The sequence below is a fragment of the Bradyrhizobium sp. AUGA SZCCT0283 genome (assembly GCF_018130385.1).
GTDB lineage: Bacteria > Pseudomonadota > Alphaproteobacteria > Rhizobiales > Xanthobacteraceae > Bradyrhizobium.
This window is the reverse complement of record NZ_JAFCLU010000001.1, coordinates 195,534-209,059: the sequence shown is the minus strand read 5'-3', so window position 1 is coordinate 209,059 and position 13,526 is coordinate 195,534. Positions and strand designations below refer to the sequence as shown.

General features: G+C 61.9%; 11 protein-coding genes. 4 read left to right on the top strand and 7 right to left on the bottom strand.

Annotated features, from left to right (window positions below):
• Positions 1–88: 88 nt before the first annotated feature.
• The 3 genes from JQ624_RS00995 to JQ624_RS00985 all read right to left on the bottom strand — a co-directional run bounded on the left by JQ624_RS00995 (position 89) and on the right by JQ624_RS00985 (position 3,359).
• A complete protein-coding gene (locus JQ624_RS00995; protein WP_212416966.1) occupies positions 89–1,315 on the bottom strand; it encodes an ABC transporter substrate-binding protein in 1,227 nt (408 codons plus the stop codon).
• Positions 1,316–1,642: 327 nt separating this feature from the next.
• A complete protein-coding gene (locus JQ624_RS00990) occupies positions 1,643–2,866 on the bottom strand; it encodes an ABC transporter substrate-binding protein (protein ID WP_212416965.1) in 1,224 nt (407 codons plus the stop codon).
• 130 nt (positions 2,867–2,996) lie between these two features.
• Entirely contained in the window at positions 2,997–3,359 is a 363-nt protein-coding gene (locus tag JQ624_RS00985) for a DUF1304 domain-containing protein (protein ID WP_212416964.1), read from the bottom strand.
• Positions 3,360–3,456: 97 nt separating this feature from the next.
• On the opposite strand from JQ624_RS00985, the gene JQ624_RS00980 reads away from it, so the two are divergent.
• Positions 3,457–4,023, top strand: coding sequence for a methylated-DNA--[protein]-cysteine S-methyltransferase (locus tag JQ624_RS00980; protein ID WP_409334290.1), 567 nt, complete (start codon positions 3,457–3,459; stop codon positions 4,021–4,023).
• Positions 4,024–4,698: 675 nt separating this feature from the next.
• On the opposite strand, the gene JQ624_RS00975 is transcribed toward JQ624_RS00980, so the two are convergent.
• The 3 genes from JQ624_RS00975 to JQ624_RS00965 all read right to left on the bottom strand — a co-directional run bounded on the left by JQ624_RS00975 (position 4,699) and on the right by JQ624_RS00965 (position 7,615).
• On the bottom strand, positions 4,699–5,088 hold the full coding sequence (locus JQ624_RS00975; protein WP_212416962.1) for a response regulator transcription factor: 390 nt from the start codon (positions 5,086–5,088) through the stop codon (positions 4,699–4,701).
• 95 nt (positions 5,089–5,183) lie between these two features.
• Positions 5,184–5,855 carry a response regulator transcription factor gene (locus tag JQ624_RS00970; RefSeq protein ID WP_212416961.1) on the bottom strand — a complete coding sequence of 224 codons (672 nt, stop codon included), beginning with the start codon at positions 5,853–5,855 and terminating at the stop codon, positions 5,184–5,186.
• Positions 5,852–7,615, bottom strand: coding sequence for a PAS domain S-box protein (locus JQ624_RS00965; protein ID WP_409334289.1), 1,764 nt, complete (start codon positions 7,613–7,615; stop codon positions 5,852–5,854). Before JQ624_RS00965 ends, JQ624_RS00970 begins: the two co-directional genes overlap by 4 nt.
• 434 nt (positions 7,616–8,049) lie before the next feature.
• Here JQ624_RS00965 and JQ624_RS00960 point away from each other — a divergent pair, with 434 nt between their 5' ends.
• Positions 8,050–8,337, top strand: coding sequence for a hypothetical protein (locus JQ624_RS00960; protein ID WP_249129228.1), 288 nt, complete (start codon positions 8,050–8,052; stop codon positions 8,335–8,337).
• 654 nt (positions 8,338–8,991) lie between these two features.
• Here JQ624_RS00960 and JQ624_RS00955 read toward each other — a convergent pair.
• Entirely contained in the window at positions 8,992–11,787 is a 2,796-nt protein-coding gene (locus JQ624_RS00955; RefSeq protein ID WP_212416960.1) for a [protein-PII] uridylyltransferase, read from the bottom strand.
• A gap of 208 nt (positions 11,788–11,995) precedes the next feature.
• Here JQ624_RS00955 and JQ624_RS00950 point away from each other — a divergent pair, with 208 nt between their 5' ends.
• Both JQ624_RS00950 and JQ624_RS00945 read left to right on the top strand, forming a co-directional pair.
• Positions 11,996–12,505, top strand: coding sequence for an OsmC family protein (locus tag JQ624_RS00950; protein ID WP_212416959.1), 510 nt, complete (start codon positions 11,996–11,998; stop codon positions 12,503–12,505).
• Between the two features lie 144 nt (positions 12,506–12,649).
• Complete coding sequence (locus JQ624_RS00945; protein ID WP_212416958.1) at positions 12,650–13,444, top strand: hypothetical protein; 795 nt, start codon at positions 12,650–12,652, stop codon at positions 13,442–13,444.
• The last annotated feature ends 82 nt before the right edge of the window (positions 13,445–13,526 follow it).

Here is a 13,526-nt window from a genome sequence, read left to right as displayed (position 1 = left end):
TTGCCACCCTGCAGATCAAAAAAATCGGCGGCCCCGAGGGGCCGCCGATCGCTCCTTTCCGCCGATCGTTTCGATTGGTTCGCCGCGCCTAGCCGGCGGGACCCGCGTCCTCGAGGATCGGGCCGAACATTTCCCAACGCTCGCCGTTGAACTTCATCATCTGCAGCTGCTTGTTGACGCGGTAGTCGGTCGGCGTGGTGCTGACCGAGATGCCCGGCAGCAGCAGGTCGAGCTGAACGTTCTTCAGGTTGGTGGCCTGCTTCAGCACGTTCTCACGGGTCAGATTGTCGCCGCACGCCTTGAGCACATGAATCAACAATTGCGTGGTCATGTAGCCATAGGAGTTGAAGCTGGAGTCCTTGTCGCCGTCGGGATAGTACTTCGCCATGAACTCGAAATACTTCTTCATGCCGGCGTCGTCCTTCCAGGTCGGATCGAGCGGATCCTTGCCGTAGTTGACGCTGATCACGCCCTTGGAAGCTTCGAGCCCTGCCGGCTTCATCACCGCGCCGACCGAGGTGGCGTTGATGTCGAGGATGTGCACCGGCTTCCAGTTGAGTTCGTGGATCTTCTTGATCGCCTGCGCCGCCTGCTTCGGCGTCGTCGCCGAGAAGAACAGGTCCGCGCCGGCGTCCTTGATCTTGAGGATCTGAGAATCGATGGTCGGATCGGAGACTTCGTAGGAGGCCTCCGCCACCACCATCTTCGCGGCCTTGTCGCCGAGGCCGGCCTTGATGCCGGTCAGATAGTCCTTACCGAGGTCGTCGTTCTGATAGAGGATTCCGATCTTGGCATTCGGATATTCCTTCAGGATGTACTGGCCGTAGATGCGTCCCTCGACGAAGTAGTTGGGGTTGAAACCCATCGTCCACGGAAAATTCTTCGGATCGGTGAACTTCGACGCGCCGGTGGCGGCGAACAGCTGCGGCACCTTCTTGGCGTTGAGATACTTCTGAACCGCTGCGTTCGAGGGCGTTCCGAGAACCTGGAAGGTGAGCAGCACCTCGTCGCTCTCGACCAGCTTGCGCACCTGTTCGACCGCCTTGGGCGGTGAGTAGGCGTCGTCATACTGGATCAGATTGATTTTGCGGCCGTTCACGCCGCCCTGGTCATTGATCATCTTGACATAGGCGGCCTGGGTCTTGCCGATCGTGGCATAGGAGGACGCGGGGCCGCTGAATGGATTGGTCTGGCCGATCTTGATCTCGGTGTCGCTCGCGCCGGTATCGTACTTCTTCTGCGCGTAGGCCGACGAGACCGACAGCGCAACCGCAAGCGCCGTGCCCGTGACCAGATGGAAAATACCCTTCCTCATAATGCTGCATTCCTCATGTGTTTATCATTGAGCTGATGATCTTGCCGCGAGCTTCGTTTGGCCAGCGGACGTCATCGCTGCCACGATAGTGGCGGAAGCCATGTTGCAATGCAAGGCGAGCGGTCGCGCGATTTCCTGCCGGCGCTCGCAGCGCCCAAAGCAAAGGCATCAGCCGGCGAATGCATAAAAACAGTTCATCGGTATCGCCATGCCGCTGAAAGACGGAACCGGTCTGAACGGATGGGACCGGACAGCGGCGAAAAACTGCCGGCGCCGTGAGAAACACAGCGCCGGCAGTCGTTTCGATTTCAATCAGGCGTGCTCGATTTAACCGGCCGGTCCGGTATCCTCGATGATCGGGCCGAACAGCTCCCAGCGCTCGCCGTTGAACTTCATCATCTGCATCTGCTTGTTGATGCGATAGTCGGTCGGCGAGGTGTTGGTGACCATGCCGGGCAGCGACAGGCTGCCGGTGACGTTCTTCAGATTGGCCGCCTGCTTCATGATGTTTTCGCGCGTGAGATCGTCGCCGCATTGCTGCAGGATCTTCACGAGCAATTCCGCGGTCGAATAGCCATAGGTGTTGACGGTGTTGAGCTTGTCGCCCTCCGGGTAATATTTGTCCATGAAGGCGAAATAGGCCTTGATGCCGGCATCGTCCTTCCACTGCGGATCGCCCGGATCCTTGCCGTAGTTGGTCGAGATGATGTCCTTGGAGATGTCGAGGCCCGCAGGCTTCAGCGTAGCCGACACCGGGCTCGCATTGATGTCGAGGATATGGACCGGCTTCCAGCCGAGGTCGGCGACTTTCTTGATGGCTTGGGCCGCGAATTTCGGCGTTGAGGCGTCGTAGAGCAAATCGGCGCCGGCCGCTTTCAATTTGACGATCTGCGAGTCGATGGTCGGATCGGTCAGCTCGTAGGAGGTTTCGGCGACGATCATCGACGCGGCCTTGTCGCCCAGGCCTTCCTTCAGGCCGGTGATGTAATCGCGGCCGAGGTCGTCGTTCTGGTAGAGAATTCCGATCTTGGCGTTGGGGTAATTTTGCAGAATGTATTTTGCGTAGATGCGCCCTTCGGACTGGTAGTTGGGATTGAAACCCATCGTCCAGGGGAAATTCTTCGGATCGGTGAATTTCGATGCTCCGGTCGCGGCCAATAGCTGCGGCACCTTCTTGGCGTTGAGATATTTCTGAACGGCGGCGTTCGATGGCGTGCCGATGATCTGGAAGGTGAGCAGAACCTCGTCGCTCTCGACCAGCTTGCGCACCTGCTCGACGGCTTTCGGCGGCGAGTAGGCATCGTCATACTGGATCAAATTGAGCTTGCGGCCGTTGATGCCGCCCTGCTCGTTGATCATCTTGAAATAGGCGGCCTGCGTCTTGCCGATGCCGGCATAGGCCGACGCCGGTCCAGAGAACGGAACGGTCTGGCCGATCTTGATTTCGGTATCGCTTGCGCCGGTATCGTATTTCTTCTGCGCATTGACCGGCGATGCCAGCGCGATCGCAACCGCCGTGCCTGCAAGCAGATGAAGAATGCCACTTCTCATATCGCTGCCTCCGTTGTGTTGACCGATGATCGTGTCCGGTCATTGGTTCGGATGGCCAGCCGTCATCGTTACCAGGGAGTGTGGCGGAACGGATTTGGCAACGCAAGGCAGTGACGGAAAGGTGAGCCTGTCAAGCCAGCCAGAGCAGCACCAGGGCGAGCGCCGCAGGCGTCGCCTGCACGTAGAGGATCCGGCGGCTGACGGTCGCCGCGCCATAGGCGCCTGCCACGATCACGCAGAGCAGAAAGAACACCTTGATCTGGAAGGCGAAGGCGGGATTGGGGTGGAACAGGCCCCAGACAAGGCCCGCGGCGAGGAAGCCGTTATACAGGCCCTGGTTGGCGGCCAGCACTTTCGAGTCCCTTGCCTTCTCGATTCCGTTGCGGAAGATCTTCAAGCCCAGCGGCTTGTCCCAGAGAAACATCTCCAGGACGAGAAAGAACACATGCAGCGCGGCAACCACCGCGACGAGAAAATTGGCGATGAAGATCATGTTGCGGTCCCCCAACCGGCAGCGGAATTCGGGTGGACGCTAGCACGGCATGGGTAAAAAGTGCGGGACGCCTGTCGATATTTTTCAGGGAATGCCGATGCCAGAGAGCTTCAATCTCGACCGCCTGCCAACGCCGATCGGGACGGCGCTGCTGGTCACCGATGCGGACGGCTTGCTCCGCGCGCTGGACTGGGAGGATCATGAGCCGCGCATGAGGCAGTTGCTGCGCCTGCATTATGGCGCGGTGAATTTGAAGGATGCGCGGGCGCCGCGCGAGCTGCATGCCGCATTGACCGGCTATTTCAAGGGTGACCTCGACCGTCTCGCTGCGATCGGATGGCGCGTTGCCGGCACGCCGTTCCAGCAAAAGGTCTGGAACGCGCTGCCCAAAATTCCCGCGGGCACGACGCTCAGCTATGGGGCGCTGGCGGCGAAGCTCAAGATGCCCAAAGCCGTCCGCGCCGTCGGCCACGCCAACGGCTCAAATCCGCTCAGCGTGGTGCTGCCCTGTCACCGCCTGATCGGCGCCAATGGTTCGCTGGTGAAGTACGGCGGAGGCCTGGAGCGCAAACGCTGGCTGCTGATGCACGAGGGCGCCCGGATTCAAAAAAGGGACGGGTCAATCAAGCGGCTGGGAGCTGCTGCGCTTGAGGACCCGTCATAGTTTAATCGAGGCCGCGTGTGTCTCGCATGTCCCGCACGATATAGATGAACACAAGAACCGTGGGTGCCCAGGCCAGTATCGCTCCCACCAGCATCGCATACACCGTCGTCATGATCGCTCCCGGGTGTCCGCTCCACCCCGTGGCTGGATCAGCTTCTTTCCGCGACCGACGGTTCAGGGCATTTACAGAGCCATTTCCAGTAAGTCCTGTTGCGTTCAAGCTGACGCTTGTAGATCTCGCGGCACTTCGCCGAGCAAAACTGCTCGAAGTACCAGCTGCGCCGGACCAGCCCGAAGGGGCGCTTGCATTCCGGATTTCCGCAACAATTGTTCATGACGCGACCTCCGCATTCGCACGCCGTATCCAGCGAATGAAATTCTCGTGACCCTTGTCGAGACAGAAGCGTCCGCAGTAGCGTTCACGTGCAGGATCCCGCAGAGAGATGATTTTCGGGTCCTCACTGTCGCAATGAGAGCAGCGCGGTTCTAAATGCATGGCGACCTCCTTCTGAGGAATTGCCACTTGCCGATCGGAATGTGATGCTTTGCTGTCGCCTCCTTCTCTCGAGGAGCGACGATGCGAAGTCTCGCGCCGCGACCGTTTTTCTTCAACCTGTCTAGATGTTTGGCGAGATCATCCTTGTGTATAGACGGCTCGCGCAGTGCCGGATCGGCTCATTTGCCCGCTGCCGCGCCGTTCTGCGCCAGCGCGGTTTCGAGGCATTCGATCAGGGCCTCCCCGTCGAATGGTTTGCTCAGGAAGCAGGTTGCTCCCGCCTTCAGGGCCCGGTCGCGATCGCCTTCGACGGAAAAGGCCGTGACGAAGATGAAGGGAAAGGTCCGGCCCTTGGCCAGCAAGTGGGCTTGCAGATCGAGTCCGCTCATGTCCGGCATCCTGACATCGGTTATCACGCAGGATGTGTCGTTGAGGTGGGGCGATTGCAGGAAATCTTCCGCCGAGGCAAATGTATGAACGACGTAGCCAAGCGACCTGACGAGATTCCGGGTGGCGGCGCGAACCGAGCCATCGTCATCGATGATCGATATGACTGGTGGGTTGGACAAGGAGTTTTTTTTCCTGGAGACGACCAGAGGCTGTCCTTTGCCGTGCCGCCGCTTATTGAGAGAATGCGCCGCAAATCACGATCGGAGAATCATACTTAGGTTTGCGGCCTCCCGGATGCGGGTCCGATCCCGAGCATCTCCGCCATTCTCACCAGATCGGGCAGCGATTTCGCGGCCATTTTTCGCATGATGTGCCCGCGATGTATCTTCACGGTGATCTCGGCAATGCCGATTTCGGCGGCGATCTGCTTATTCATGAGGCCGGCCGTGACCAGGCCCATCACCTCCCGTTCCCGCGGGGTCAGGGTCGCGAAACGCGCATGCAGGTCCGAGAGGACCCTGGCTTCATCGCGGCTAACCCGGTCGCGTTCGATTGCCGTGGTCACGGCATCCAGCATGTCCTGGTCGCGGAACGGCTTGGTCAGGAAGTCGACGGCTCCGGCTTTCATCGCCCTGACCGTCATCGGGATATCGCCGTGCCCCGTCATGAAGATGATCGGAATGCGAATATCGGCCTTCGCCAGCTCGGCCTGAAAGTCGAGCCCGCTCAGCCGGGGCAGCCGGATATCGAGGATCAGGCAGCTGGCAACGTTCGGAAGCTTGCTCTGCAGAAACTCGTGAGCCGAACCGAACACTTCGACCCGCAAGCCCACCGACCGGAAAAGATTACTCAGTGCGTCACGCACCGATGCGTCGTCGTCGACAACGAAGACGACCGGTTCCTCGGCGCTCGCGAGGGTGTGAGGCGATGCTGGGCGGCCGCTCACGTACTGTCCTCCTGATTCAATGGCAAGGCGAACTGGAACGTCGCGCCGGGACCGGTATTGGCGGAGGCCGATAGCCGTCCTCCGTGCGCGTTGACGATCGAGCGGCAGATCGACAGGCCCATGCCCATGCCGCCGGATTTGGTGGTGAAGAAGGCATCGAACAGCCGATCGGCATTCTCGGCGGCCACGCCGACACCGCAGTCGCTCACCGTGACCAGAACCTGGCCTGTCTCATCCTGTCGCGTCCGGATCTCCAGTTCGCGCGGCCGGTCCTTGACCGGCTGCATCGCTTCAATCCCGTTGATGACGAGGTTGAGGATGACCTGCTGCAGCTGGATCCGGTCGGCGAGGATCGGGGGGAGGGCGGGGGCAAGCTCCAGCCGCAGCGCCACCCGGTGGCTGAACAGCTCATGCTGCACGAGGCTGATGACCTCGTTGACGACGTCATTGATGTGGAGCGGCGCCTTCCGATCGGCCGTCTTGTCCACGAGCGCACGGACGCGCTGGATCACCTCGCCCGCCCGATTACCGTCCGCGACGATCGATTGCAGGGTACTGCGCGCTTCTTTCAGGTTGGCAGGTTCGCGGTCGAGCCAGCGCAGGCATGCGGCGGCATTGGTGACGACCGCGGCGAGCGGCTGGTTCACTTCATGGGCGATCGACGCGGCGAACTCGCCCAGCGCGGTCACACGCGTGACATGCGCGAGGTTCGCCAGCGCTTCATGCAGTTCCGCTTCGGCTCGCTTGCGGGAGGTGACGTCCGTCACCGCTCCGACAAGTTCGATGCCGCCCGACGCATCTTTGACGGCATGCGCGGTGGCATGGACATGTTTGACCGAGCCGTCGGGCATCAGCAATCGATATCCGTGCGCGAAGTCCTTGCCGTCGCGGGACGCGCGGTCGATGGTCTGTTGCACGCGCGCACGATCATCCGGATGAATGCGCTGAATGACTGCATCGAGCTTGACCGAAGGGGCACGCTCGAACTCGAATATTCTGAAAGTTTCTTCCGACCAGACAATTTCACCGCTGGCGACGCGCAAGCCATAACTGCCGGTGTGGCTCAATCGCTGAGCTTCGGCCAAATACATTTCACTTTGCCGCAGCGCATCTTCGGCCAGCTTGCGTTCGGTGACGTCCTCGCATGCGATGAGCACGATCAATTGATTGTCCAGCCGCCGCACGGCTTTGGCGTTTTCACGGACCCAGAGCGACGAACCGTCCTTGCGAACCTTGCAGATCTCCCAACTGTGGGTTTGGCCGATATTTTCCAGGCATATGGCGACGTTGCTCCGGGCCGCACGTTGCTCTTCGATGGGAAAGACTTTCAGCACGGATTGCCCGAGCAATTCGCTGACGGAGTAGCCAAGCTGTGCAGCGCCGAACGTGTTGACGGATAGCACTGTGCCGGCTGCGTCGACCATGAAATACATCACCGGGTTGTGCTCGAATACCTCCTTCCATTGCGCTTCGCTATGGCGCAGCGCTTCTATCGCGTGTTGTTCGGCTCGCGCGCGGCCATCGAGCACGGCTTCCAATTGCCTGCGGGTCATGCCCACCCGGAGCATCATGATCAGGGAGGCGAGAAGCGAGGCGATGAGCAATACGACAGCGGTCAAATAGGCGGGGGCCGCCGGTGCGGGGCCGAGAACAAGCCAGATGAAAGCCGCCATCGCCAACGCCAGCACCATGCTGCCCAGCAGCCATTGCTCGGCTGAGCGCCAGGATCTCATGGTCTGGTTACGCATCATCGGCAGCATCACTCGGCCACCCCGGGCCCGCTGCGTCGCTAGGTGATCTCTATCATCAGCGGCGACAACGTCGCCCTCCTAACAGGCCGCATACTAGCAGCTTTTGGACGCCCGGAAGGATATTCCGAAGGGCATAAGGATCCGGGGCGGTCCTTTCGTGCACCGATGCGCCTCCCGGGAGTGCCGATCACCCGCCGCGGCCCGGATCGCGGTCCCAAACCTAGGTATGATCCTGCCAACCGAATGTAACGTGTGGATCAACCTCCGTTTAATGGTCCGTTTCGTTTCAATGATGAAGCTTATCGGGTAACCCTGATGGCATCAGAGTTTTCTGCCCTGCGGGAACGGCCTTTACGCGAGACCTTCAACCGGACGTCCCCGCCGAACGCAAACATCTCGTCGCAGTTGTCAAACCCGTAACCCAGCGCTCGCCGACCGCAAATTTGGGGATTGATATGCCGAAAGCACAACTGCACTTGATCCATTGCTCCGATGACATCGGACCCGAAGCCAGGCACCGGAGATCCGACCGCAGCTTCCGGCCTTCCGTGATCGATGGCGGCAAGCTGGCAATCGCCGTGCCGGCAGGGGACCCATGGCAAGCGTGGCTTGAACTGTTCGATCTGGGCCTTCTGGTTTCCCGGACAAATTATCTCGCCTTCGTCGCAGCGAGCCTGGCCGCTCTTGAGCATCACGGCTGGGCTGATTTCGTAACAGAGCAATCAGACTAGATGGTGCGTTTGCTGCCATCGCCCGGATCGGCGCCAACGGCCGCGGCGAGCCCGGGGTGATTTGCCCGACGTGTCCAGCCCCTTTTGCAAAAATATTCCGCTTAACTTCGAGAGCAAATCATCGGCATAACTCCGCCCGTCTCGCGGCAGATGAGGGGCGTTGGCCATCGTCACGAACGCGCGGTGAGATGCGATGGACGCGAGGGCTGCGACTGACGTGTGTGGCTCAAGCGTACGGCGAAGTCGTGTGGTCCTGACGCCGCGGTGCTGGCGTCAAGTTCTTGAGAAGCAAGCTTCTTGAGGGCGACGGTGGCAAGAAAGCCGTTCACCGGGGAGAGCGCGAAGTAAGCCGTAAAGCCATTGCGCAGGGAAGGCCGGAGTGTTTCCGCTGGACCTGTATGCTCGTGTGCGCGTTCCTTGTGCGCAATTGCACACGAGACCGCGGGTGCAGCGTGCACCCGGTCTTCCCTGCGCCCTCTGATAACGAGGGCGGGAAGTTCTCCAGCAAACCTCGGGCGCCAGGCGCCGCGAGATCGCGAAGTCATATCCACGTCATTGCGAGCGCAGCGAAGCAATCCATCTATCGCCGCGCCGCGCCGTGGATTGCTTCGCTGCGCTCGCAATGACGCGGAGAGAGCGGGGGCCACCAAGCAGCTACGCCGCCGGCTGCGCGACGTTGTCTTCGCTGGCGAGCAGATGAATCAGTGCGCTCTTGATCGCGGCCTGCCGGGTCGGCGCGTTGATCTGGGCGCCGAGCAAATCCGTCACGTAGAACACGTCGCGGGCGCGTTCGCCGAAGGTCGCGACATGGGCGGAGGCAATGTTGAGGTTGAGCTTCGAGATCGCGGTCGTCAGTTGATACAACAGGCCGGGGCGATCGAGGCCGGAAACCTCGATCACGGTGTAGCGGTCCGACCACTGGTTGTTGATGGTGACCTCGGGCTCGACCACGAACGCGCGTACCTTGCCGCGGTTGGCGGCCTTGCGGGCCACCACTTCGGGCAGCCGCAGCTTGCCTTCCAGCACCTGCTCGATCATCTCGCCGATGCGGGTGGCGCGCCGTCCCTCGTCCTCGTCGCGGTCGTACTCCCTGGAGATCGCGATGGTGTCGAGTGCGCGGCCGTCGGTGGTCGTGTAGATCTGCGCGTCGACGATATTGGCGCCGGCGGACGCGCAGGCGCCTGCAATGATCGACAGCAGCCACGGATGGTCGGTCGCAAGTATCGTCAGTTCGGTGACACCGCGCGCCTCGTCGAAGCCGACATTGATTGCGAGCTGGTGGCCGGCCTGTTCGCTGGCGCGGATGAAGCGCGCCTGGCGGATCTTGCGTTGCAGTTCAACTTTGAGCCAGTAGGCCGGGTAATGCCGCCCGATATAGGCGTTGAGTTCCTGTTCCGGCCATTCGGTGAAGGCGGCGCGGAATTCGGACTGCGCCACCGCGATGCGCTGCGCGCGGTTCACTTCCGAGAAGCCGCCGGTCAACGCCGGCTCGGTCTCGTAATACAACGTGCGCAGCAGTTGCGCCTTCCAGCCGTTCCACACGCCGGGGCCGACGCCCCTGATGTCGGCGGTAGTCAGGATGGTCAACAGCTTCATCTGCTCGACGGATTGCACGACGGCGGCAAAATTCTCGATCGTCTTGCGGTCGGAGAGGTCGCGCGACTGCGCCACCGTGGACATCGTCAGATGTTCCTCGATCAGCCATGCCACCAACTCGGTGTCGGCGGTGGAAAAGCCGAGGCGCGGACACAGCCGCCGCGCCACCCTGGCGCCCGCACTCGAATGATCCTCCGGCCGGCCCTTGGCGACGTCATGCAGCAGCGTGGTGATGTAGATCACCGCGCGATGCTCGGGCTGGATCTTGCGGAACAGGTCGCTCGCGACCGTGAATTCGTCATTGCCGCCGCGCTCGATCTCCTGCAGGTGGCCGATGCAGCGGATCAAATGCTCGTCCACCGTATAATGGTGGTACATGTTGAATTGCATCATCGATACGATTTTGCCGAAGGCGCGGATGAAATGACCGAGCACGCCGGTCTCGTTCATCCGCCGCAGCACGGTCTCGGCGTTATCGGACGTCAGGATCTCCATGAACAGCCGGTTGGCTTCCGGATTTTCGCGGAGCTGGCTGTTCACCAGTTTCAGCGAGCGCGTCACCGTGCGCATCGCGTCGGGGTGGAAGGCGAGGTTGTTCTTCTGCGCCAGCTGGAAGATCCGGATCAAATTGACCGGGTCGTGCTTGAAGACGTCGGGCGCGGCGAGGTTGATGCGGTTGTTGTCGATGATGAAGTCGTCGCTGTCGGGCACCCGCCGCCGCTTGGTGCCCGGCCGCAGCCGCGCCACCATGCGGCTCAGCACCGGCGCGGGCTTGGCCTGCTCGTCTTCCAGCTTGGCGCACAGGATCGCAGTCAGGTCGCCGACGTCCTTGGCGACCAGGAAGTAGTGCTTCATGAAGCGTTCGACATCCTGCATGCCGGGATGCGAAGTGTAGCCGAGCCGCACCGCGATCTCGCGCTGCATGTCGAACGACAATCGTTCCTCGGCGCGCCCGGAAACGAAATGCAAATTGCAGCGCACCGACCACAGGAAGTCGGCGCAGCGGCGGAAGGTGCGATACTCCTGCGCGTCGAACACGCCGCGTTCGACCAGCTCGTCGGTCTCGCGTACGCGGTAGACGTACTTGGCGATCCAGAACAGCGTGTGCAGGTCGCGCAAGCCGCCCTTGCCGTCCTTGACGTTGGGCTCGACCAGATAGCGCGACTGTCCGGCGCGGCGGTGGCGCTCCTCGCGCTCGGCGAGTTTGGCGGTGACGAATTCGGAAGCGGTGCCCTGCACGACGTCCTTGTCGAAGCGGGCGACCAGTTCGTCATACAGCGGCTGGTCGCCGGTCAGAAACCGCGTCTCCAGGATCGCGGTGCGGATCGTCATGTCGCCGCGCGCCTGGCGAATGCATTCGTCGACCGACCGCGTGGCGTGGCCGACCTTCAATCCCATGTCCCACAGGCAATAGAGAATGGCTTCGGCGACCTGCTCGCCCCAGGCGGTCTGCTTGTAGGGCAGGATGAACAACAGATCGATGTCGGATTCCGGCGCCATCAGGCCGCGGCCGTAACCGCCGGTGGCGACCACAGCCATGCGCTCGGCGCCGGAGGGCACATGCGAGCGATAGAGATGCCGTGTCGCGGCAGAGTAGAGAATGCGGATGATCTCGTCCTGCATGAAGCACAGCCGCTCCGCGCAGCGGCGGCCGTGGCGATCCTTCAGCAGCACGGCCTGCGCGGTCGCGCGCGCCGCGATCATCTCGGCCTTGAGCAATTGCGCCAGCGCCGAGCGAAACACGTCCTCGCGGCCGGCATGTTTTTCGGCCAGGGCATCGACCGCCACGGTGATCCGCGCGGTATCGAAACGTTCGTCCGCCCCGGAGCGGTCCTCAATTACGACGCTATCCATGATCTATCCCGATATCGGACGGCGCAGGGGCTGTCACGGGCGATTGTACGGTCAAATCAAAGCTATGCCGCCGCGTGCGCGAATGCCAGCCATAACCTGTTGGAAAAGCGTGGATTTCCAATGCCGCATGGGGCGGCCGCGGGGGCCGTGATGACAGCGCGTCGATAGCCCTCTATATCCGATGCACAAACAAAGTCGGGAGATGGAAATGGACGCTGCCGAACTCCGCGCGATGCAGGCCCCGATCAAGGAACGCTACAAGTCTGACCCCTCGGCCGCCGTCATCACCCTCAAAGCCAAAGGCTCGATCGACAATGAAGGCATCGCCTGCAAGGTCGAGACCGGCCGCGCGCTGGCGGTAGCTGGCCTCCACCCCGCCACCGGCGGTTCCGGCCTCGAGCTCTGCTCCGGCGATATGCTGCTGGAAGCCCTCGTCGCCTGCGCCGGTGTGACGCTCAAATCGGTGGCGACCGCCGTCGACGTTCCGCTCAGAAGCGGCACCGTCATCGCCGAAGGCGACCTGGATTTTCGCGGCACGCTCGGCGTCGACAAGGAAGCCCCGGTCGGTTTCGAGGAGATCCGCCTGCGCTTCGAGCTCGGAACCGACGCGCCGCAAGACAAGCTCGACCTGCTGTTAAAGCTCACCGAACGCTATTGCGTGGTCTATCAGACCATCAGGAATGGCCCGAAAGTCTCGGTGTCGATGAAGCGGGTGTGAGGCACAACGGTTCGACGTCGGCCCTGCGAACGCAGGGGCCCATAACCACGGGAGTCCGTGGGTGCGGGAAGTGTCAACCCACACCTGCCAAAATCGAGAAGCCGCGGCGTATGGGTTCCTGCGTTCGCAGGAACGACGGATAGAATGTCCCCCGAACTCGCCTTCATCCTCACACTCGCCCTGCGCATGGCGATCACCGCGGCGTTCGTGGTGACCGCCTCGATCGTCACCGAACGCTCAGGCCCGGTGATTGGCGCGCTGATCGCGACGCTGCCGATCTCGGCCGGGCCGGCCTACGTGTTCCTCGCGCTCGACCATGACGCCGCCTTCATCGCCGAGGGTGCGCTCGCGAGCCTGCCGATCAACGCCGCGACGATCTTCCTCGGGCTGACCTATGTCGTGCTGGCGCAGCGCCATGGCGCGCTGCTCAGTTGTGCCGTGGCCGTGGTCGTGTGGCTCGCGCTCGCCGCGATCATCCGCTCGGTGCAATGGTCGCTCGCCAGCGGCCTCATCGTGAACGCCATTGCGTTCGCCATCTGCGTGCCGCTGCTCGCCCGCTACCGCCACGCAAAAATGCCGCCGATCAGGCGCCGCTGGTACGACATCCCGCTGCGCGCATCGCTGGTCGCAACGCTGGTGGCGACGGTGGTCACGACGTCGAGCTGGGTCGGCCCCAAGGTGAGCGGCATGATCGCGCTGTTCCCGATCGTGTTCACCTCGATGATGCTGATCCTGCACCCGCGCATCGGCGGCCGTCCGACCGCGGCCGTGCTCGCCAACAGCGCCTGGGGCCTGATCGGCCTCGGCATCGCGATCGCGGTGCTTCAAGTCGCCGCGCTGCAGTTCGGCTCGGCGATCGGGCTGAGCCTCGCGCTGGCGACGTGTGTCGGCTGGAACTTGAGCCTGTGGTGGCTTGGGCGACAGAAGGCCACTGGCTAGGCTGTCATTGCGAGGAGCGAAAGCGACGAAGCAATCCATCTCGCCGTGAGGAAGTACGGATTGCTTCGCGGAGCCTGTCATC

Coding starts and splice junctions, on each gene's coding strand:
- JQ624_RS00995 (WP_212416966.1), bottom strand. CDS start 1,315: ATGAGGAAGGGTATTTTCCATCTGGTCACGGGCACGGCGCTTGCGGTT.
- JQ624_RS00990 (WP_212416965.1), bottom strand. CDS start 2,866: ATGAGAAGTGGCATTCTTCATCTGCTTGCAGGCACGGCGGTTGCGATC.
- JQ624_RS00985 (WP_212416964.1), bottom strand. CDS start 3,359: ATGATCTTCATCGCCAATTTTCTCGTCGCGGTGGTTGCCGCGCTGCAT.
- JQ624_RS00980 (WP_409334290.1), top strand. CDS start 3,457: ATGCCAGAGAGCTTCAATCTCGACCGCCTGCCAACGCCGATCGGGACG.
- JQ624_RS00965 (WP_409334289.1), bottom strand. CDS start 7,615: ATGCTGCCGATGATGCGTAACCAGACCATGAGATCCTGGCGCTCAGCC.
- JQ624_RS00955 (WP_212416960.1), bottom strand. CDS start 11,787: ATGGATAGCGTCGTAATTGAGGACCGCTCCGGGGCGGACGAACGTTTC.
- JQ624_RS00950 (WP_212416959.1), top strand. CDS start 11,996: ATGGACGCTGCCGAACTCCGCGCGATGCAGGCCCCGATCAAGGAACGC.
- JQ624_RS00945 (WP_212416958.1), top strand. CDS start 12,650: ATGTCCCCCGAACTCGCCTTCATCCTCACACTCGCCCTGCGCATGGCG.